The 20,490-nt window shown below is 71.6% G+C and carries 16 protein-coding genes; 9 read left to right on the top strand and 7 right to left on the bottom strand.

All coding sequences use genetic code 11. From position 1 onward, the window contains the following. The first annotated feature begins 56 nt into the window (after window positions 1-56). The 6 genes from WHN02_RS25705 (at window position 57) to WHN02_RS25680 (ending at window position 8,598) form a co-directional block, all read left to right on the top strand. Window positions 57-1,550: an SCO6880 family protein gene (locus WHN02_RS25705; protein WP_350897633.1), complete on the top strand. Its 1,494-nt coding sequence runs from the start codon at window positions 57-59 to the stop codon at window positions 1,548-1,550. Further along, window positions 1,547-3,271 carry an ATP/GTP-binding protein gene (locus tag WHN02_RS25700; protein ID WP_434741218.1) on the top strand — a complete coding sequence of 575 codons (1,725 nt, stop codon included), beginning with the start codon at window positions 1,547-1,549 and terminating at the stop codon, window positions 3,269-3,271. The genes WHN02_RS25705 and WHN02_RS25700 overlap by 4 nt, the downstream gene beginning before the upstream one ends. 5 nt (window positions 3,272-3,276) lie before the next feature. Beyond that, on the top strand, window positions 3,277-5,073 hold the full coding sequence (locus tag WHN02_RS25695) for a TraM recognition domain-containing protein (RefSeq protein WP_434744071.1): 1,797 nt from the start codon (window positions 3,277-3,279) through the stop codon (window positions 5,071-5,073). Between the two features lie 82 nt (window positions 5,074-5,155). Continuing rightward, window positions 5,156-6,067, top strand: coding sequence for a hypothetical protein (locus tag WHN02_RS25690; RefSeq protein ID WP_434741217.1), 912 nt, complete (start codon window positions 5,156-5,158; stop codon window positions 6,065-6,067). Window positions 6,068-6,365: 298 nt separating this feature from the next. Beyond that, on the top strand, window positions 6,366-7,835 hold the full coding sequence (locus WHN02_RS25685) for a hypothetical protein (protein WP_434741216.1): 1,470 nt from the start codon (window positions 6,366-6,368) through the stop codon (window positions 7,833-7,835). A gap of 43 nt (window positions 7,836-7,878) precedes the next feature. Further along, entirely contained in the window at window positions 7,879-8,598 is a 720-nt protein-coding gene (locus tag WHN02_RS25680) for a hypothetical protein (protein WP_434741215.1), read from the top strand. Here the strand turns inward: WHN02_RS25680 and WHN02_RS25675 are convergent. From WHN02_RS25675 to WHN02_RS25650, 6 genes are all read right to left on the bottom strand, one after another. Continuing rightward, on the bottom strand, window positions 8,591-9,595 hold the full coding sequence (locus tag WHN02_RS25675) for a hypothetical protein (RefSeq protein ID WP_434741214.1): 1,005 nt from the start codon (window positions 9,593-9,595) through the stop codon (window positions 8,591-8,593). The genes WHN02_RS25680 and WHN02_RS25675 overlap by 8 nt on opposite strands. Further along, on the bottom strand, window positions 9,592-10,968 hold the full coding sequence (locus WHN02_RS25670; protein ID WP_434741213.1) for a hypothetical protein: 1,377 nt from the start codon (window positions 10,966-10,968) through the stop codon (window positions 9,592-9,594). Before WHN02_RS25670 ends, WHN02_RS25675 begins: the two co-directional genes overlap by 4 nt. After that, window positions 10,965-11,336: a DUF6403 family protein gene (locus tag WHN02_RS25665; RefSeq protein ID WP_434741212.1), complete on the bottom strand. Its 372-nt coding sequence runs from the start codon at window positions 11,334-11,336 to the stop codon at window positions 10,965-10,967. Before WHN02_RS25665 ends, WHN02_RS25670 begins: the two co-directional genes overlap by 4 nt. 102 nt (window positions 11,337-11,438) lie before the next feature. Then, entirely contained in the window at window positions 11,439-14,660 is a 3,222-nt protein-coding gene (locus WHN02_RS25660) for an ATP-binding protein (RefSeq protein ID WP_434741211.1), read from the bottom strand. Further along, entirely contained in the window at window positions 14,660-15,310 is a 651-nt protein-coding gene (locus tag WHN02_RS25655) for a hypothetical protein (protein WP_434741210.1), read from the bottom strand. Before WHN02_RS25655 ends, WHN02_RS25660 begins: the two co-directional genes overlap by 1 nt. After that, entirely contained in the window at window positions 15,310-16,314 is a 1,005-nt protein-coding gene (locus tag WHN02_RS25650; RefSeq protein WP_434741209.1) for an endonuclease domain-containing protein, read from the bottom strand. Before WHN02_RS25650 ends, WHN02_RS25655 begins: the two co-directional genes overlap by 1 nt. Window positions 16,315-16,636: 322 nt before the next feature. Here WHN02_RS25650 and WHN02_RS25645 point away from each other — a divergent pair, with 322 nt between their 5' ends. From WHN02_RS25645 to WHN02_RS25635, 3 genes are all read left to right on the top strand, one after another. Further along, window positions 16,637-17,044 carry a hypothetical protein gene (locus tag WHN02_RS25645; RefSeq protein WP_434741208.1) on the top strand — a complete coding sequence of 136 codons (408 nt, stop codon included), beginning with the start codon at window positions 16,637-16,639 and terminating at the stop codon, window positions 17,042-17,044. A gap of 218 nt (window positions 17,045-17,262) precedes the next feature. Next, a complete protein-coding gene (locus WHN02_RS25640; RefSeq protein ID WP_434741207.1) occupies window positions 17,263-17,532 on the top strand; it encodes a hypothetical protein in 270 nt (89 codons plus the stop codon). Next, window positions 17,532-18,569, top strand: coding sequence for a hypothetical protein (locus WHN02_RS25635; protein ID WP_434741206.1), 1,038 nt, complete (start codon window positions 17,532-17,534; stop codon window positions 18,567-18,569). Before WHN02_RS25640 ends, WHN02_RS25635 begins: the two co-directional genes overlap by 1 nt. A gap of 64 nt (window positions 18,570-18,633) precedes the next feature. Here WHN02_RS25635 and WHN02_RS25630 read toward each other — a convergent pair whose 3' ends face one another. Continuing rightward, window positions 18,634-20,484 (bottom strand): carbohydrate-binding module family 20 domain-containing protein, encoded by a 1,851-nt coding sequence (locus WHN02_RS25630; RefSeq protein ID WP_434741205.1) that lies wholly within the window; start codon window positions 20,482-20,484, stop codon window positions 18,634-18,636. Window positions 20,485-20,490: the final 6 nt, after the last annotated feature.

Here is a 20,490-nt window from a genome sequence, read left to right as displayed (position 1 = left end):
GGGTCGGCCGGAATCCACCGGCCGCCCTCCGGTCCGGCGACAGGAAGGGACAGGCAATGTCGACAGAAGCCGCCATCGAGCCCACGTACGGCAACTGGCGCCGGCCCCGCCGGGCCGGGCTGGGACCGTTCGGACTGGTCGGCACGGTCGGGGTGTTCGGCGGTCTGGTGGTGGTCCTGCTGGCGTCACTGGCCTCGATCAAGGCCTCCCTCATCCTCGCCACCCCGATGGTGTTGGCGCTGGGACCGCTGGCCGTCCGTACCCAGGACGGGCGCAACCTCTACCAGATCGTCGCGCTCTACTTCGGCTGGTCCCGGCGCAAGGCCCGCAAGGAGCACCTCTACGTCTCCGGACCGCTGTCGGCCCGTCCCGAGGGCCGGTTCCAGCCGCCCGGTCTGCTCAGCGGGGTGGTGGCCCGGGAGGGCCGCGACGCCTACGACAGGCCGTTCGGGGTGCTGCACCACAAGAACCGGCACCTTTACACCATCGTGCTGCGGTGCGAGCCCGACGGCGGGTCCCTGGTCGACCCGGACCAGGTCGACACCTGGGTGGCGCTCTGGGGGGAGTGGCTGTCGCGCCTCGCCCACGAGCCGGGACTGCGCGGGGCCTCGGTGGTGGTCGAGACCGCCCCCGACCCGGGCACCCGACTGGCGACCGAGGTGCTGACCCGACTCGACGAGGGGGCGCCGCCGGCCGCCCGGGCCGTCATGGAGGAGGTCGTTGACGACTACCCCTCGGCGTCGTCGGACATGAACTCGTACATCACCCTGACCTACGCGCCGGTCGGCGGACCCCGCCGTGACCCGGAGGACGTGGTGGCCGACCTGGCCATCCGGGTGCCGACCCTGCTGACCGGTCTGATCAGCGCGGGTGGGGGCATGGCCGAGCCGCTCACCTCCGAGGAGATCGCCGAGGTCGTCCGGGTCGCCTACGACCCGGAGTGCGCCGCCGAGGTGCTCAGCGTCCGGGCCGAGCACGGCAGCACGGGGCTGGAGTGGGCTGACTCCGGGCCGGTCGCCGCAGTGGAGACAGTCGACTCCTACCAGCACGACTCCGGGGTCTCCCGGACGTGGCTGCTGACCCTCGCGCCCCGGGGGACCGTGCGTTCCAGTGTGCTGCGGACCATGCTCGACGCCTCCCCGGGCACCCGTCGCAAGCGGGTGGCCCTGCTCTACCGGCCGATCGACCCGGCCACCTCCGCCCGGATCGTCGAGTCCGACCGGCGTACCGCCCAGTTCATGGCCACCTCCGGCCGGGGCATGATCCAGGCCCGCGCCGCCGCCGAGGTCCGCGCGGCCGAGCAGGCGGCCTCCGAGGAGGCCACCGGGGCGGGGCTGGTGGAGTTCTCGCTCATGCTCACCGTCACCGTCGACACCAAGTCCCAGCTCGACGACGCCGCGGTGCTGGTCCGGAACATGACCGGGGCCACCCGCATCGCGATGCGTCCGGCCAACCGGATGCAGGCGGCGGCCTTCAGCTGCACCCTGCCCACCGGGATCCTGCCCTGGGAACACACCATGTTGCCGCACGAACTCCAGGAGGCGATGTGACCGCCAGGAACAGTTCCTCCGCCGGCACCGGGCCCTTCGACATCGGTGCGGGCTGGCCGGCCGGATCCTCCGGCAGGAGGACCGCCCTCAGTGGGGTGATCGGCGATCCGGACGACGAGGCGCCGAAGCCGCCGAAGAACACCAAGCCCCGTCGCCCGGCCCGGACGACCCCGATGTCGAACCGGGGTTGGGACGGTCCCGGCGGTGGCAAGGTCGGTTACCTCGACGCCCCCACCATGTGGCGGGCGACGACGGTGCAGGCCTGCGGGCTCTGGCCGTTCTCCGCCGGCTCCGGGGCGCCGATGTCCGGCGTACCGCTGGGTCAGCACCTCTTCACCGGAGCGACTGTCTGCGGGGACCCGATCTCCTGGTTCACCCGGGCCAAGTACATCTCCAACCCCTCCCTGTTCATGCTCGGCATGCCGGGTCTGGGCAAGTCCACCCTGATCAACCGGATGGCCGTCGGCCTGGCCGCGACCGGGGTGGTCCCGCTGGTCCTCGGCGACCTCAAGCCCGACTACGCCGACACGGTCAGGGCCCTCGGGGGCCAGGTCATCCAGATCGGCCGTGGGGTGGGCGGCATCAACGTCCTCGACCCGGGGGCGATGGGGATCGCCGCCGAGCGGATCGGCGGGCAGGCCGGCCAGTCGCTGGAGGCCGAGACCCACGGCCGGGTGCTGAACATGGTGGCGGCCCTGCTGACCATCGTCCGTGGCCGGGCACTGGACGACCACGAACAGGCGGTCCTCTCGGCCTGTCTGCGGCACCTGCGGGAGAACACCCCGAAGGGCAAGGCCCCGCTCCTGCCCGACCTGCTCCGGGTCCTGCAGGAGGGACCCGACCGGGTCCGGGCGGTGACCCTGGACCGGGGACAGGAAGGCCGGTACCGCGACGCGGTGGACCCACTGCACCGCTCGTTGCTGGGCATCCTGGACGGCACCCTGGGCGACACCTTCGGGTCCGCCACCTCCACCCGGATCGACCCGGCGGCCCCGGCCGTCTGCATCGACATCTCCCGGATCGGCGAGTCCGACACCCAGCTCACCGCGGCGGCGATGCTCGCCGCCTGGTCCGACGGCCTGGGCACGGTGGCCGCCTCGCACGCCCTGGCCGACGCCGGGTTGGCTCCCCGGCGCTGGTACTTCACCATCCTGGACGAGTTGTGGCGACCACTGCGGGCCGCCTCGGGCATCGTCGACCGGATCGACGCCCTGACCCGACTCAACAGGTCGCTCGGTCTGGGCGACGCGAAGATCACCCACACCCTGAAGGACGCCGAGGCGCTGGGGTCGGACTCCGACCGGGCCAAGGCACGTGGTTTCGTCGAGCGGGCCGGGATCGTGGCCTGCGCCGGACTCCCGCAGGCCGAGATGAAGGACCTGGGGCGGGTGATCGGTCTGTCCAAGCGGGAGATCGATCTGGTCTCCTCCTGGTCCTCCCCGCCCGGGTGGGCGAGCGTCGGCAGCAACGAGGAGCCACCCGGACGGGGCCGATTCCTGATCAAGGTGGGTGGTCGACCCGGGATCCCGATCCGGGTCTCCATCACCGACACCGAACGCCACCTCCACGACACCAACCTCCGCTGGGTGCAGAACGGGTACGCCGAGAAGCAGGCGGCGGCCCGGCAGGCGGCCTTCGAGGCGGAGGCCGAGCGGGGCGACCTGGTCACCCCGTCCGGGTTCGGCGCCCCCGCCCGTGACGACCAAGGGTGGGGCAGGTGAGCTCCATGGGTGGCCGGCCCCGCGGGTCGGACATGGTCTTCTGGGCCATCGCCCTGGTGGTCCTCGCCAACGCGGTGCTCTTCACGATGGCCTGGCTGGGCGGAACCTTCGGGGCGATGATCACCGGGCACGGTTGGCATCCGCCGAAGTGGAGCCTCCTGTCGTACTGGAGGCTGATCCGGGGCGAGACGGACACCCTGTGGCCCGGGTCGTCCCCGTTCGGGGTCTACTTCGGCATGGCCCTGTTCGGGGTCGTCCTCACCGCCCTGATCGTGTTGGCCGGAATGAAGCTCCTCGGCCTGCGCAAGCGCAACGAGGGCCTCGCCAAGGCCCGCGATCTGCGGGCCCTCGCCCCCGCCGGGATCGCCAAGCGGGCCCGGGAGCTGCGTCCCTCGCTGGCCGGGATGAAGGACCTCGCCCCGGACGAGACCGGCAACCTCCTCGGTGACCTGGAACCGCACGGCCCGGAACTGCGCTCCTCCTTCGAGGACGTGGAACTCGACCTGATGGCACCCCGGGCCGGCAAGTCCACGGGGATCGCGATCCCCCGGGTCCTGCGGGCTCGTGGGGCGGTCCTGCTCACCTCCAACAAGTCCGACGTGTACGCGGTCACCCGTGCCGAGCGCGAGCAGATCGGTCGGGTCTGGACGTTCGACCCGCAGGGCATCGCCCACGCCCCCCGCGAGATGTGGTGGGACATGCTCGCGGACTGCTCCACGATCGAGGGGGCCCGTCGGCTCGCCGGGCACTTCGTGGCCTCGGTCAACGACGACACCACGAAGAAGGACTTCTGGATCTCGGCCGCCCAGAACACCCTGACCGCGCTCTTCCTGGCCGCCTCCCGGGGGCAGGCGTCCGTCTCCGACCTGCTCGGGTGGCTTGCCGACCCGGCCGACCGTACCCCCGTCGACCTGCTGCGCGACGCCCAGCTGCACGCGATGGCCGAGCAGTTGCAGGGCACCGTACGCGGGGCGGTGGAGACCCGGGACGGCATCTACGAGACCGCCCGGCAGTGTGTGGCCTGTCTGCTGGACCCGGAGATCCTGGCCTGGGTCACCCAGGACCCGTACCTGCCCCAGTTCCGCCCCGACCAGCACGTCCTCGGTCGGGACACCCTCTACCTGCTCTCCAAGGACGGCGGTGGCTCCGCCGCCGGGGTGATCGCCGGGCTGGCCGACTCGACGATGCGGGCCGGTGTCATGGCCGCCGAGCGGATGGGTGGGCGGCTCGACCCGCCGATGACAGCGGTGCTGGACGAGGCGGCGAACGTCTGCCGGATCTCCGACCTGCCCGACCTCTACTCCCACCTGGGCTCCCGGGGGATCAACGTGGTCACCCTGTTGCAGAGCTACAAGCAGGGTTCCCGGGTCTGGGGAGAGGCCGGGATGGACGCGATGTGGGGTGCGGCGACCATCAAGCTGCTCGGTGCGGGCCTCGACGACGCCGACTTCGTGGAGAAGGTCTCCAAGCTGATCGGCCAGCACGATGTCAGCACGATCAGCGTCTCCCGCAGCAAGGACGGGTCGTCCCGGTCGACGTCGTACCGGCAGGAGAACGTCCTGCCCCCGGACCGGATCCGGGCCATGCCGAAGGGGACGGCGCTCCTGCTGGCCACCGGTATCCGCCCGGCGATGATCAAGTTGCGGCCGTGGTTCAAGGAGCCGGACGCCGCCCGGATCTCGGCGCAGGCCAAGCAGGAGGTCGCGGCGATCACCGAACGGGCCTCCGCCAAGCTCACCGTCGGAACGCCGCCCCGCCCCCGGATGCCCGCCGTCCCACCGGGCACCCCGACCCACTGGTGAGCTGACGGTCGGCCGCCACGCCCGGCCCCCACGAGGATGAGAGGAAGATCAGATGCCATCGCGAGGGGACCTCTGGGACCTGGTGAACTATTCGTCGGCGGAGGTCGCCAAGAAGGTCCGTGGGCTGTCGCCCGATGAACAAGGCGCGATCCTGGCGCCGGAACAGCCGGTCCTGGCGGCGCTCGACGCGAGGCGGGAGCTGGGGCCTCCCGGCACCCGTGGAATTTCGAACTTCAGGGCACAGGTGGCTCTGGGGAAGGCTGTCGAAGCTGCGATCAACAACATCGATAGGGATACGGTCGCGCAGACCGATCCGAACACCTTCCTGACCGACTACAAGGTGATGGACCGGTTCGAGCAGCTGTCGGAGCAACAGCAGTCGGCCGTGCAGCAGGATCCAGCCGTCCAGTCGGCCGCCGTGCACCTCATGCAACAGAAGCGAGTCCACGGCCGCCACCAGGACCTGATGGTCGGGGCTGCGGACCCGTCCGAGGACCGTCGAAGTGCGGCCAGAAATGCGCTCGTCGCCATGGTTCCAAGCAGTATGTCGTCAGATCTCGGGCACTACCGCAACCCCGGTCACTTGGTCGGCCGGGATCCGCTCAGCCCGACTGACTCAGCTGCTCACGTCCACTTCCTCACCGGTGACGGCGAGGAATATCTAAAGAAGTTCAGAGCTGGTAGGTACGGCAGGCTCGGGAACGAGATCTCACACCAGTTCGAGGTCGCCGTCCAGAAAGGGACAGCGAGCAAGAACTCGTTGTACTTCAGGGCGGATGAACAGGTGGATTCTGCCCGAGCGTCGTACAACAGGGCGGTGGACAGGGCGATCGAGACGGCGGGCAACCAGGCGGGTGGCGTCTACGCGATGGCCGCGCAGGTGGCTTCGTCGTCGCACTCCGGCGGTGCCCAGTACGGCGGCGCCCAGTACGGCTCGTACACCGCACCGTCCTCCCAGCCCGGGAGATCTCCGTCGCCGTCGTTCGGTCGTTGAGTCGGCTGGCGCGGTACCGAACCCTCACCGTCGTTGTCTCGACGGGGGCGGGTCGGGTCGTATCCTGCGCCGTCCCAGTTAATGAACTGTTTTCAAATTCTGCTGAACCTCGGGCGTACGCCCAGCGTAAAGCGGGTGTCGCGGTCCCCACCGTGACGCCCGCCGGGTAGTCAGCGCTGCCGATCCGGCTCGGGCCGCCATCGAACCCGACGGGTAGGACCTACCCGATCCCGCGCAGACGCCGAGGAGGGACCGCCCCACCACCGGGCGTGCCCTCCCGAGGCGGCAGGAGGACGACATGCCCAGCGACGACGACCACGACGACCGACCCCACTCCTCACGCCGTGTCAGCCGTGGATCCACACCCACCCCCGGCGGTCCTTCCACCGACGACCGGCAGAGCGGCCGGGGGGCGTCGGTGGAGGACCTCCGGGGCCGGACGGGGTCGGACACCGTCAGTGAGGCCGGTATCGGCAGCGGACGGGCGTCGGTCGACGACCGTGCACTGGAGGAGGCGCGCCGGACGGATCAGGCGGAGGCCGGGCGCGGTGAGTCGTACTGGGCGCCGGTGAGGGCATTCGCCGGTGAACTCGGCAGGGTGTGCAAGGAGGCCGACGTCAACAGTTGGCTCCTCTACATGGGAGGACTGGTACTGGAGACCGATGCCCGTAAGGATCTGGGACTCGGGCTGTCGGACACGAAGACGAAGCTGTTGATCGGGGCGGCGATCGTCGTCGCCACCGACGCGAAGAACGAGATCATTCCTCCGGCGGTCGAGCAGTGGAAACGCTATCGGAGGAACGAACCGGTCGAGTGGGGAAAGCTCGCCACGGGAACGGTGAGTGCCGCTGCCTACCTGACTCCGCTCTGGCCGCTCAAGGACACCGTCTCCGCGATCAGGACCGACAACCCCGACCCGGCCACCATCCAGCTCGAACTCGACAAGCTGAGCAAGGTGTACAGCAGTGGTTCGGTCGCGGCCGGCGTCCACACCGCTGCCTTCGCCCTGCACCTCAGGGAGCGGATGCCGAACACCACAGCCGATGGCGGCCCCGGGTTCCCGAGCCGGGTGTGGCAGGCGGCGAGGACGTGCGCGAAGACACCTGAGGCGCGGAAGTTCCTGTTCTACAAGGTCGGCGAATGGCTCAACACGGCCGGCCGGGTGACGGGGAACTCCAGGTTGATCATCGCTGGTAACACCGTCCAGCTCGGGCACGACATGGGCTCGATGGCATGGAAGCGAATTCAGGAGGGGGGGCCCAAGACCGCCTACGTCGCCACCGGGACCGCCATGGCGACGCTCGGCACGTTCCTGGGATCCGTGGGCAAGACCTGGGGGTCGGTCGACGAGAACAACCCGGATCGTGTCCACGTCACCGCGGGCGGCGACTCGGTGCGGAGCGCGGCCTGGCTGACCGGGGCCGCAGCGGCGTTCGCCCTCGCCACCGCGGCGGTCAATGCCCGACGGCACTGGGGATCCACAGGGCAGGCCCCACAACTGGAGGCGAGCCAGTCGCGGGACGGCACCGAACTGCGGCCGGTGACCCCGGCACCGGTGGCCACCAGTGCCGTAGCCCAGCTCCAGTCGCCGGTCGCCGGTCGGTCCGACCGTGACCTGTCTCCCGCTTCCCGTCAGGTGCCCAGCGGCGGCACGTCGGTGGAGGGTAGGACCTCGTCCGAGGGCCGTCGGTCGACCAGCAGCGCCGTACCGGTGCCCGGAACCGTCCCGCCTCCGCGGGCCGGTCGTCGCAGCGGTAGCCCACAGTGATGACGGTAGTGGCCCTGCCCCGGCGCGACGGAGCGTGACACCGGTGACCGACGTCGATTCCTACTTCACCGTCGAGCTGCTCAGGTCCCGGAGCCCGCAGCACGCCGCCGACATCGACGCCCTGACCGCGACCCAGAAGCGGGAACTCGTCCGGGAACCACGAATCCGGGAAGCGCTCTCCGCACTGATCGAGGCCGAGGCGGTCGAGCGGTTCCGGACGGGGATCAGAGACGACGCGGTGGGACACGGCCCACTGACCGGTCCGGTGCTGTGTTACCAGGAACCGGCCGGGACCGGTCCGGACGGCCGGCACGTCGAGGCGTTCGTCAACCGGGGCCACGCCATCGGCCCACGCGTGGAGCGAGACGGCGACGGTCGGGAGCGGTATGTGGACCTGCACTACCTGAACAAGTGGGGCAGGAACCAGATGTTCGAGCGGGAGGACCACCTGGCCGCACTGGGTCGGCCCCCGACGGAGTGGGAGGATTTCGCCGAGCGCCTGGACTGGCCGGAGGCGACCGCCGAATTCCTTGTGTCGGACGCCGTAAAGGAACGCCGGGCGGCCGGGTTGGCACTGGACGAGGAGGTCTCGGCGGGCGTACGGCGTGTCACGACGACGAACACGGCGGCGGAGGCGAACCGTCGGTTGCCCGCATTCACCACCCGTCCCCTGCCGGGCGGGGGGAAGCCGGACCGCCCGACCGGGCACCGACGGCCGGGCAGGCTGACAGTGGACACCGGGCGCCCGGGGCTGGTCAGGTAGCCGTCGAACGACCGCCCCGACCGGAGCCGGCGGAGGGTCCCGACACCCGGTCGGCCACCCGGTCGGCTCGGCGGACGAGGTCGCCGATCCGGCTCTGGAGCAGGCGCACCGACGCCTCGTCCCCGGTGTCGGTGGCGAGGTCGTCGAGGAGGTCGGCGTACTTCGTCGTCAGTTCCCGGTACCCGTCGACGAACTGGTGCTCCCGGCCGGAGCGGGTCGCCTTGCGGTGGATCCTGGCGTACTCCCGGTCGAGGTCGATGATCTGCTGGGCGAGGCCGGCCGCGGCGGCGCTGAGCGCGCTGCGGCCGTCGGTCCGCTCGTCGCGGTCGGCCCGGCGCACCGCCGCCAGCCGACCCGCGCGACGGCCCCCGAGGTAGAGCCCCGTCGCCCCGCCCACCACACCGAGCAGGGCGGCTCCGGCGAGCAGGTACCGGGGCAGGGACGGGCTGATCGTCCGTGCGCCGTCCGGAACGATGCTCGCCCGGACCAGCCGGTCGTAGTTGACGACGATCACCTTCAGCGCCTCCAGGGGCCGGTCGACGAACCCGTCGGCACCCCGGCCGATCGTCGTCTCGGCCACCATCGCCCGACCGAAGTCCTTCGAGTCGTCGCCCGTGGAGAAGCGGGCGCAGCCGTAGGTGTCCCAGTCGTCGTCGTCCGGGCTCATCACCAGGACCAGGGTCCCCTTGGCGGCCTGGCGTACGTCCCGGCAGGTCTCCCGCAGGTCGGCCCCGGGCTCCATCATGATGACGACCAACCGCCGGTTGCCGATGATCCGTTCGGCGGCGGTGGCGTCCACGTCGATGCCGGGGGCGGCGTAGACGGCGGAGGTCCGCACCGTGCGGGCGACCGCCCCGTCGGTGACACCTGCCGACCACAGCGCCCACCCGGCCAGGACCAGGCAGGCCAGGACCGCCAGCCCGAACGGGGTGCCGACCAGGTCACCGAGCCAGCGCAGGACCGCCGGACGGGTGGACGACTGTCTGGTGCCGGTCACGACAGCCTCCCCCGCAGGTAGAGGTCGGGTTGGTAGCTCGTGATGCCGACGGTGCGGGCGGTGTCGTCCAACTCCGACGTCGCCTCGTCGAGCAGCCCGCTGACGTGGCGGTCCGGCAGTCCCTCGTCGAGGGCGTCCCGGGCGGCCTGGAGCCTGACCACACCCCGGGTCAGCGCCGGGTTGCTGCGGGCGTCGGTGAGCAGGGAGACCTCCACGGCGAGGGCGGTCAGCCCGGCCAGCCGGGCCCTGACCCCGCCGCGCTGCGGGTCACCGGGGCGGGCCAGCAGGCCACCCGCCGAACGGCGCAACGACCGGACGGACAGGAGCATGAAGGCCGCCACGCACACGGCGAAGACCCACGGCAGCGCCGGCAGCGCCACCCGCAGCGGGTCGAACGGCTGGTACGGCAGGGGACGCTCGAACAACCCCGCGTACCGGATGTCGGTGACCTGATCGAGGTACGCCCCGAGCACGTTGACCTGCGGATAGTCGTACCGGCTGAGTCGGCTGCCGAGTTGGGCGTAGAAGCTCGCCCCGGCCAGCTCGGCGAACTCCTCGGCATCCGGACCGTGGTACTCGATCCAGTTGCCGTACATCACCACGATCGGGTCACCGGGGAAGACCTCGGTCAACGCCGCACCGTACGCCGGCAGCGGCTCGCCGTACGGCTGGGCGGGGAACGCCGCGTACCGGGCACCGTCGGGGAAGGCGTTGCGGGCGGCGTCGGTGGGGATCCGGGTCAGGGTGGCACCCTCCGCCACGTGCGGCCGGTCGGCACGCAGGTCCGCCACGACGGCGTCCAGCTCCGCCCCGGTCGGCTCGCGCCACACCAGTTCGTCACGGTCCTCCGGACGCGGATCCTTGTTCAGGGTGGTGATCAGGGTGACCAGGAGGTCGGTCACGTCGTGGGTGGCGAACTGGGCCCGCCAGCCGGCGATCCGGTCGGCGGTCACCCCGTACAGGCCACCGCTGACCTCGGTGCCGATGATCCGGATGGTGACGTCCTCCACCTCGCGTACCTGCTTGCGCTGCTCCTCGGTCAGGCCGGGTGGGGCGACCAGGATCCGGGTGTCGGTGTCCCCGATCGCCGCCCGGACCCGGTCTTCGTTCCAGCGGGCGACCGCTCCGGGGAGCCGGACCACCGGATCGGCGGCGACCTGGGCGGTCATCTCCTCGACCGAGGGCAGGGTGGCGTCGCTGAGTTCGTCGGCCGAGCCCTCGGCGACCCGTCCCGACGCGGACGGCGACTGGCCGTAGCTGACCTCGATGCTCTGCTGCTGGGCGAGGAGGAACACCACCAGGACCACGACGGCGAGGCCGAGGAACACCCACCGCAGGTGGTCCACCCGGCGGGGGAGGCGAGGGGCGGTCATGCCGTGGTCCCTTCGGCAGGCCTGACGTCACCGGTACGGCGGGCCGTCCCACCGGTGCCCTCACGGTGCGCGGCCTGCCACAACTCGTCCGCCCGACGGGCGTGGCCGGTCGCGGTCCGGGCCGCCCTGACCCCGCCGCGACCGGCGGCCAGGTGCTCGGCGCGGGCCAGCAACCGCTCCGCCTCGGCGATCGACGAGGGTACGGCGTCCCGGCTGACGGCGGCGCTGTCGATCGCCGTCCGCGCCGTCGACCAGGCGACGTTGCGGTCCTGCGCCCGCCCCCACCACCTGGGCAGCAGGGCGGTGACGAAGCCGGCACCGAGCAGCAGTACGCCGCCGACCAGCCAGACCAGGAGGGATCGCCCCATGTCCTCCCGCCCTCCATCCAAGGTCAACACGTTCGGGTACCTGTCTAGCGCAAGCACGCCACCGCTGCTCGACGCGGGTACCGAAACGTGACCCGGCCACGCTCACCGGCGGGCCCGGTCGAGCACCTCCTCCACCGTCATCGGACTGGCCGGATGGTGACTCAGCGACAACGGAGTACGGATCTTCACCGGGGCGCCCCCCTCGGCGGCGAGGTAGAACTCCCCGGTGCCGAGTCGGGAGATGTCGGGCACGTCCCCACCCTTGGCCTTGGCCATCTCGCGGGCCGTCTCGACCTGGACCGGACTGTTCAGCCGCCCGTAGAGCTGCGTGGCCGCGTTGCCGGGGATCCGGTTGTGCAGGCTCTTCGGTGACTGGGTGGCGAAGATGAGACCGAGGCCGTACTTGCGGGCCTGGGCCGCCAGGGCCAGGGTGCTGTGGGTGCAGGCGGTCATCGCCCCGGAGGGGGCGAAGGTCTGCGCCTCGTCCATCACCAGCAACCCGAGCAGCGGACGGTCCTTCGCCGGGTGCCGTCTGATCCAGGCGAACAGGGCCAGCTGCAACTGGTTGACGAAGCCCTGCCGGGCCTCGTCCGACGGCAGACCGACCAGGTTGACCACGGAGATCCGGGCCGACCTCCCCGGCTCCGGGGTGAGCAGCAGCCCCGGATCGACAGGTGCCCCCTCCCCGCCGAAGAGCGGGTCGTTGACCATCGCCGCCGCCAGCGACTGGGCCAGCGTCGCCCCGATCCGGTCGGCCCCCTCGATGTCCACCAGCCCGTCGGGCAGGTCGGCGAGGGTGTCGACGAGTCCCTGGACCCGGCTTCCACCCCGTCGGCCGTAGTGCTCGACGGCCTTGCGGAGCACCGCCAGGCCGAGGTGGGCCCGGCTGGTCCGGCCGGTGAGCTGTGCCCGGGGTGCCAGCGCCGCCACCGCCGCCTCCACCGCCTCGTTGAACTCGTCCGGGTCGTCGGCCACCGCGCGGAAGTCCGGCAGCGGTTGGAAGCTCAGCGGACGACCGGCGGAACGCCGGGGGGTCCAGACGACGACCTCGGTGCGGGCGAGGTACTCCCGGGCCCGGTCCGCGTCCCCCGCCCGCCAGTGCTGTGGCGGTTGCGGCCACGGGTCACCGAGCCGGGCCAGGTCGTTGTTCGGGTCCAGGACGATGGCCGAGACCCCCTGCAGCGCACACTCCTCGATGACCCGGCGGATCAGCACCGTCTTGCCCGACCCCGACCCGGCGAAGATCGTGGTGTGCTTCCGTAACGCCTCCAACGGCAGGGCGACAGCGCCGCCGCCACCGTGGTCGTACCCGATGGTGAACGTCGCCCCGGTGTCCCGGGGCCGGTCGTCCGGTGCCGGGTCGGGGACCGGATCCGACGCACCACTCGTCGGCTCGGGGACCGGTCCCGGCGACGCTCCCGCCGGTTCGGGGACCGGCGGTTGCGGTGGCAGCCAGTCGCCGATGGTGGCGAGGGCCCGACGGAGGAACCCGATCTCCCCGGCCGGTCGGCGCAGCGCCAACCACCCCGGTGCGTCGCCCGGCGACTCCTCCGACAGCACCCGCAGGGCCCACAGGGACCGCAGGTCGTCCTCGTCCACAGTCAGGGTGACCCCGCCGGCCTCGGTGAAGGCCCCTATCGCCTGCCGGGTCTTCGCCCCGGTGGACCAGTCGCCGTTGCGGAGCAGGAACAGTCGGCGTTTGGGCATCCGCGCGTCCAGACCGGCGGCGGTGGAGGCCTTGCGGATCCGGGCGAGCGCGGCGATGGCGTGATGGTCGTCCCCGACCGCCCGGAAACACCAGTGCACCTGGTCCTCGGTGGCCTCGTCGAGGGTGAGCCGGAGCCGGGCGTGCAGCGGCGGGTCGGCGCTGGGCGGAGGGTCGACGGTGAAGGTACCGGCCTGCTCTCCGTGCCCCACCACCCAGGAGGTCAGGCCGGCAGCGAGAAGTGCCGGGACGGTGCGGTCCTCGGTGTCGCGGCCCAGCAGACCGTCGACCGGTGCGTCGGCCCGCAGCTGGGCGTACCGGGCGTCGAAGCGCGCCACCTCGGCGGGGGACAGACCCTCGGGCCGGACGCCGCCGTCACCCGCTCCGGGCCCCGGGTTCGTCACCGGTACGACGGCGCTCGTCCCCGCCAGCGTGGACAGCTCCCGGACCTCCCCGGTGGCCAGGCACTCCCGGACGTGCCTGTCGATGTCCTTGAGCAGCTGTCGGGGTGTCATCCCGCCGGCCTGCTCGAAGGCGCCGGGCGACACCGGCCACGACGGGTACGGCGGGGTGAACCCGATCGCCTCGAAGTGCAACCGGAACCGCTTCTCGACGATGGCCCGGCTCAGGTCGACGTCGTCGAGGGTGGTGAGCGGTGGCGGCTTGCGAAACCGGTCGTCGACGGTGTCCACCGTCCGGCTGCTGATGATCGTCCAGGAGGTCGGCAGGCAGGCGATCACGGTGAGGGTCCGTCGGGTGATCTGCCGCAGACTCATCAGACCGTCGGCGATCCGGGCCAGCACCGCAGCCTGTTCCGGGTCGTCCCGCACGTCCACCCGCCCGTGCCGGATGTCCGCGACGACGGCCGACTGCGCGATCATCGTGTCGATCTGGTCGACGGCGACGACGGACGGTCCGGTCAGGGCCAGCAGCCAGGACACGTCCCGGACGATCTCCTGCGCGGACCGGGGTCCCCGCCGCATGCCCCACTGCCCGCGTTCCCCGGGCGACTCCTCCGCCCCGGACAGGAAGTAGCCGTCGGCGATGTCCTGGTGGGCCACGTCTTCGGAGACCCGCAGGACGAGCGCTCGGGCGGTGTCCTGACACACCCCGGCGACGTGCGGGTCGTGGGCGGCCAACCCCTTGACGAAGGCGTCGAGCACCGGACGGGTCAGGTCGGTCTCACCCATCACCGCCCGGCGGACCGTACGCGCCACCCCGACCTGCGAGGCGAGCCGACGCAGCAGGAGCCCGAGTTGGGTGCCACCGCCGGCCACCGGACGGGACAACCCGTCGAGCAGCGAGGTCAGCACGCTGTTCCAGAAACCACCGGCGTCGAGGAGCCCGACCAGGAAGAAGTACCCGCCCTCCTCCTGGACCCGTTGCCGGGTCCAGCCCAGCAGGTGGGTCTTGCCCGAGCCGCGCTGACCCTGCACCACCAGGCCGATCGGGCTCGCGTCGACGCTGTCCCGGGCGTCTGCCAGCCCGTCGAGGACGTCGCGGGCCACCGTCGGGTGCAGGCCGTCGACGTGGAAGGGGGAGGGCCGCCACACGTCGTCGGGCACCGGCGCCCAGTTGAACCTGATCGCCGCCAGGGCGGCCTGTTCCGCTGTGTCCATCACACCCCGATCGCCACGAGGTGCTTGTCCTGCCCCCCGATCCGTACGGCGGCGGCGACGTCGTCCGGAGTGAGCATCTTCTGGTTCGACTCGGGGACGATGGTCACGTCCGACTCCCGTTCGAGCTGCCGAAGCGCCTCGTCCAGGACGGCGGTCTCCACGTCACCGAAGAACGGTCGGATCCGGGTCAGACTGACCCAGTCCCCGGCGGAGGCGGCCAACGCCGAGTAGGCCCCTCGCAGCCGCGTCCGCAGCTCCTGTCGTCGGTCCGGTGATGCCGTCGCCGGGACCCGCAGGTCGGAGTGGGCGAACATCTCGCTGAACGACCGGTAGTCGTCCCTCGGCGCGACCCGGTCCCGCAGGTGGGTCAGGAGGAGGGTCAACGCACCGCCGAGCGCCCTGGCACCCCGGGCGTCGAAGTCGAGGTCGCGCTCCACCCGGGCCCAGCCCCCGTCGGCGAGCTGGTGCAGGTGGGTCCGGGCCTGCTTGCGGCTCTCGACGTACCTGAGCCGGTTGAGCTTGTCCCGATGTCCCTTGCGGATGTCGACGCGGTAGGTGTCGCGGAGCTCGGTGGTGGAGATCTCCCGAGCGACCGCCATCAGGGCGATCAGGATCGCGCTCTCGCTCGGGGTGAGGTCATCGCCGGACATCAGGGGTTCCTTCCACTGGGGTCACGTCGTCGGGCTCGCAGGAAGGTGCCGATCTGGTGCACCACCGAGCCGACGTCGTGGTTGATCCGTGCATTGGTGAAGCGCAGTACGGCGTACCCGTCCAACTGCAACCGGACGTCCCGTTGCCGGTCGGCCTCGAACCGGGACGGGTGGCAGTGCTCCGGGCCGTCGATCTCGACGACGCAGCGCTCGTCCGGCCAGATCAGGTCCAACCGGATCGGCGGGTCGAGCGGACGCGGCTGGTACGTCTGGTTCCACCGTCGTCCCCCGGCCCACCCCTGCACCGCCAGGGCCGCCTCCAGGGTGGCCTCGGCGGCGCTGGCCGGGTGCGGTCGGCCGACCGGATCCGGCGGGGTGGCGGTCGTCGGCGGCTCGGACAGCAGGACCGGGTCGGGGCGATCCGCCTGGTCCAGCGGTTCACCGGTCAACCACACCCCTACCCGGCCGTGGTGGGCCAACCACTCCGCCCCGGCGACCACCGCCTGCTGGGCCACCGCGTCGAGCCCGGCCGGGCACTCGATCAGCAGGACGAGTCGCCGCCGACCGAAGCCCTCGGTGACCACCCGGCTCAGCCCCAGACACCGGGTCTCCAGGGGGAAGGTGCGGGCCGACTCCCGTCGGCCGGTCAGCGCCACCGTCACCAACTCCGCGAGGAACGGCCCCGAGTGGGCGCTGCCCCGGGCCAGGGTACGGGCGGCGGCGCGGGCGGCCACCAGCTCGACCGGCCCGACACGGGGACCAGCGGCTGCCGCCTCGGGCAGCCACCCGGGCAGCAGTTCTGTCGCGATCCGTTCGAGCCGGTCCAGGGCGGCCCGGACGACACCGATCGCCGTGTCGGCCCGGTGGACGACCGAGTCGAGGACGACCGGGGCGACCTCGGTGAGGCGGTGGGTGGCTTCGGTGGCGAGGGGACCGGTCCGTACCCCGCCGATCTGCACCACCCGATCGGTGGGCAGTCCGGCCAGGTCACGGGCGAGCGTCATGCCGACATTCGGGACGTGTCGGGCCGACGGTCGCGGCGGGCGGCGATGTCAGCGTTCTCAACCCTCCCGGGCGCGGGCGTCGGACGAACCCGCACACCCTACGAGCGGACCGTCGTCGGCGCCAGAGCGCGGCGACCACGACGGTGAGTCGTGCTTCGGACAGTCGGTGGCCCGCCCCGAAGGGGGAACCAGGCGACCGGCCCGCCCGCACCGGGTGGGGGCGGGGCCACCGGCCGGTCTGAGTACCGGCGGGCCGGACGGTTGAGTACCCGTACGCATCCACGGGCCGGATTCCGGCGCAAGGATTCAGGGCGTGGACAGAATGATCGCTAATCGCAGTCTCGTCGGTGCCCCGCTGCTCGCCCTGGTGACCGCCGGGGTCTGGTGGGCATGGCTGGGTTGGGACAACGGCTACCGGGTCGACCCGGCGACCGGTGACATGACCGGGCCGTACGCGCCCTGGCAGGTCGTCGGATGCGTGATCAGCCTGGCCGTGGTCGCCGCCGCCGCCGGGTGGGTGCTCAGCCCCTGGCTGGTGGTGCCGGTCATGACGGCGGCGTTCACCATCGCCTGGTCGCAGAATGCCGCCGCCACCGACGATTCGGGTCTCTGGGCGGTCGGCGCGGTGCTGGTGCTCGTCGGTATGGCCTCCGGTGCCACCCTGATCAGTAGCGGCTCGCAACTGCTGCGGGGCCGCCGCCACGCGGGCGGCGTGCCGGCCGGGATCTGACAGCCGGCACGTCGTCCCCCACCGCCGAGGTGGACCGGTGGGGGACGCAACCGGGCAGGTGACACCTTCGGGGTCCGATGGTGGACCGGGACCCCCCGCCTCCGTGGTCGTTCTACCAGGTAGAACCGGGTTTCCACCCCTACCCGGGCGGGCCCGGACTCCCCAGGCCAGCCGCCGGTCCCCCGCACGGGGGACCGGCTGGAAGAAGGGAGGCGGGGATGGCCACTCCTACCGTCACCGCCAGGTTGAACAAGTCCACCTTCGTCACCGGCGAGCCGATGGTGCTGACCGTCGGCTACGCCGACGCCGACTCCCGGCCCGTCACGGTCACCGTCGTGGTGACCGACGCCGACGGCAACAGCAGCGCCCCGGTCCGCGTCAAGACCACCTTCGACCAGCTCACGGTGACAGTCACCGACGACTCGGCACGCGCCTGGACGTCGCTGTCCGACGACGGGTCGACCGCCCGGTACCAGGCGGTGGCCTGATGCCCCGGGTCACCGTCGCGGTCCGCGACGCCGCCGGTGCCACCGCCTCCGCGTACGTCGACTACACGGTCCTCGCGCCGGTGCTGGGCGGGTACTACCTCTCCGGTGGTGCCGACCCCACGGCTGACATCGCCGGGGGGAACTTCCGATCCCTCACCCAGTACCGCAGTCTCGCCGACGGGTACACCTTCCCCGGCTGGCAGCGGCAGTGGCTGGTGACCCTCGGCCGGCAGGGCGTCGAGGTCACGATGGTGTTGGAACTCAAGCACTACGGTGCCCCCGACGCCGGGCCGCAGAGCTTCACCGTGGACGGGGTCAGGTACACGGTGCCCGCGCCCGACATGACGATCCAGCAGCGGCCGGGCACCACCTGGCCCCGGGCGTACGGATACGGCCAGGTGCTCGCCGGCCAGTGCGACGGTCTCCTGGCGCGGGCCCTGTCGCAGTACCGGACGATGGGTTTCGGGGTGAACATCCAGGTCGCCTCCGAGTTGGACACCGACCACGAGTTCGGTACGACCGAGGCCGGAACCGCGTACACCTGGGCCCAGGCGGACACCCGTGCGGTGAGTGCGGTGCGCTACGTCGTCGACTGGTTCCGGGCCCGGCGACTCCCCGAGGGCACCACCTTCTCGGTGGGGGTGGGCGGGTGGAACCGGGCCGCGTTCCAGCGGCTGCACCCCGAGTCGCTGATGAGTCGACTGGACCTGCTCCAGTGGAACGTCTACGGCACCGACCCGGGTCACACCCCGCTGGGGCGGTTCCGGCGTACCAAGGACTGGGCGGTGGCCGATCTCGGCCCGGTGGCACTGTCCCGGCCGGTGGTGGTCGCGGAGTGGGGTGTCCGGGCGGCCGAACTGCCCGACCAGGCCGGGTGGATCGCCCAGGTGCCGGCGGCGGTCGCCGCGCTCAACGCGGAGCGGGGGCCGAGGATCGTCCGGACGAACTACTTCAACTCGGGGTGGGGCACCCTGAACCCGAAGGGGGCCGGGCTGGCCGCACTGCGCGCGGCGTACCTGGCCCCACCGTACGTGTAGGGAGAAGGGGTCGGGCCCGTTCCCCGGGTGGGGGAACGGGCCCGACGGTGGTGGTGCGCCCGGGTCAGCGCCAGGTGCCGGTGACTGTGCCACCGGCGGTGGAGGTGCGGTTCGCGCCGGACTCCCAGACGGTCTGCCCGTTGCCGATCTTCACGAGCTTCCACTGGAAGGACGTCCCGGCGGGGACGTTCACCGATCCGGTCCAGGTCGGATAGGTGGACGAGTCGGTGCTCAGCTTGACCCCGGCGGACGGGTTCCAGTTGCCCAGCTGGGGGATCGACCCGACCACGTAGACCTCCTGCCCCCAGGTGGTCTGCGCGGTGACCGAGAACCGGGTGGCACCCACCGGGGTGGTCGGCGTGGGGGTGGGGGACACGGTGGGCGGCGGGGTCGTGCCGTCGGTACGGGCGTTCACGTGCAACGCCACCCCACGGTCGGCCGGGATGCTCGTGGTGAAGGTGCCGCCGTTGACGGAGACGGTGCCGCCGGTGCAGGCCTTCGTGCCGGTGTCGAAGGTGCCCCGGGCGACGTTGCAGTAGGTGCCGTTGGGCAGGTTGGTGGTGAAGGACCGGCTCCAGGCGCTGCCGGTGGCGTTGAAGGCCGCGTACCCCCGGTTGCCCCGGGCGAAGGCGAGCCGACCGTTGCCGTCGGTGACCTGGTTGGTGATGCCGGTGCCGGCGACCGCGTTACGGAAGCCCGGCATCCCGGCGACCTGCTCGTTGCGGTGCTCGCAGATCCACTCCGAGCCGTTGCAGTTGGTGGCGTTGGTGGTGCCGTTGCCGCTGCTGGGCGGCCCCTGGCCGTGCACCGACCCGAACGCGTAGCTGGACATCAGCTGCGGACGCCCGTACGGGTGGGCCATCATGAACGAGTCGGCCAGGTAGTAGCGGGCGCCGTTCTTGTAGGTGAGGGTGGGGCTCTCCCGCTGGGTGTCGTGGTTGTCGACGAACACGATCGCCTGGCTGGAGGTGAGCCCGCCGTAGTTCGGCATGTTGGCGAACTGGGCGATGTTGCCGTCCCGGAAGGCCGAGGCGACCGACCGTTGGTAGTCGAAGTTGGTCACCGCCCCGTACGGCGCGTACGCGGTGTACGGGATGGTGGCGTCGCCGTACACCTCGTGGAACAGGTCCGGCTTGCCGCCGAAGCCCGGCACGTCGGCCAGCCGGCTGATGATGTCGGCGAGGTGCGACTCCTGGACGTGCTTGGCGGCGTCCACCCGGAACCCGGCCACCCCCAGGTTGATCACCGAGTTCATGTACTTGGCGACCTTGCGGCGTACCTCGGGGTCGGCGGTGTTCAGGTCGGCCAGGGCGAGCAGTTCGCAGTCCTGGACCTCGGTCTTGTTGTTCCAGTTGCTGATGGTCCGGTAGCAGGGGCCGAAGTCGGCGTACCGGTAGCTGTCACCGGAGCCGTCGTCGAACAGGTTCGGGTACTCGTACTTGCTGTAGACGGTGCCCGCGCTGCCCGGTCCGCTGCCCGCCGAACCGGTACCGCTCATGTGGTTGAGCACCATGTCGACGTAGATCTTGACGCCCTCTGCCCGGCACCGCTGGACCATGTCGACGAACTCGGCGCGGGTGCCACGGCGGGTCTGGTCGATCCGGTACGACACCGGCTGGTAGTCCTGCCACCACGGGTAGGTGGCACCCTCCGCGTTCGGCAGCACCACGTGCTCCTGGGGTGGGGAGACCTGCACCCCGCCCCACCCGTTCGGGCCGAGGTTGTTCTCGCACTCCTGCGCCACCGAACTCCACCGCCACTGGAAGAGGTGGACGATCGAGTCGCCGTTGGCCTGGACGGCGGCGGTCTGTGCCACGGCCGGGGGACCGGCGGTGAGCGCTGTCAGGGTGGCGGCCACCATCGTGGCGGCCAGGGCGGCCGCGGGGAGGGCGACCTTCGGTCGGGAAAGTCTCATCGACGC

It is taken from the genome of Micromonospora sp. SH-82 (genome assembly GCF_051132485.1).
In the GTDB taxonomy this organism is placed as follows: Bacteria; Actinomycetota; Actinomycetes; order Mycobacteriales; family Micromonosporaceae; genus Micromonospora.
This window is presented reverse-complemented; position numbering and strand designations above follow the sequence as displayed.

Coding starts and splice junctions, on each gene's coding strand:
- WHN02_RS25705 (WP_350897633.1), top strand. CDS start 57: ATGTCGACAGAAGCCGCCATCGAGCCCACGTACGGCAACTGGCGCCGG.
- WHN02_RS25640 (WP_434741207.1), top strand. CDS start 17,263: ATGGCCACTCCTACCGTCACCGCCAGGTTGAACAAGTCCACCTTCGTC.
- WHN02_RS25630 (WP_434741205.1), bottom strand. CDS start 20,484: ATGAGACTTTCCCGACCGAAGGTCGCCCTCCCCGCGGCCGCCCTGGCC.
- WHN02_RS25660 (WP_434741211.1), bottom strand. CDS start 14,660: ATGGACACAGCGGAACAGGCCGCCCTGGCGGCGATCAGGTTCAACTGG.
- WHN02_RS25645 (WP_434741208.1), top strand. CDS start 16,637: ATGATCGCTAATCGCAGTCTCGTCGGTGCCCCGCTGCTCGCCCTGGTG.
- WHN02_RS25670 (WP_434741213.1), bottom strand. CDS start 10,968: ATGACCGCCCCTCGCCTCCCCCGCCGGGTGGACCACCTGCGGTGGGTG.
- WHN02_RS25655 (WP_434741210.1), bottom strand. CDS start 15,310: ATGTCCGGCGATGACCTCACCCCGAGCGAGAGCGCGATCCTGATCGCC.
- WHN02_RS25650 (WP_434741209.1), bottom strand. CDS start 16,314: ATGACGCTCGCCCGTGACCTGGCCGGACTGCCCACCGATCGGGTGGTG.
- WHN02_RS25665 (WP_434741212.1), bottom strand. CDS start 11,336: ATGGGGCGATCCCTCCTGGTCTGGCTGGTCGGCGGCGTACTGCTGCTC.
- WHN02_RS25685 (WP_434741216.1), top strand. CDS start 6,366: ATGCCCAGCGACGACGACCACGACGACCGACCCCACTCCTCACGCCGT.
- WHN02_RS25695 (WP_434744071.1), top strand. CDS start 3,277: ATGGGTGGCCGGCCCCGCGGGTCGGACATGGTCTTCTGGGCCATCGCC.
- WHN02_RS25635 (WP_434741206.1), top strand. CDS start 17,532: ATGCCCCGGGTCACCGTCGCGGTCCGCGACGCCGCCGGTGCCACCGCC.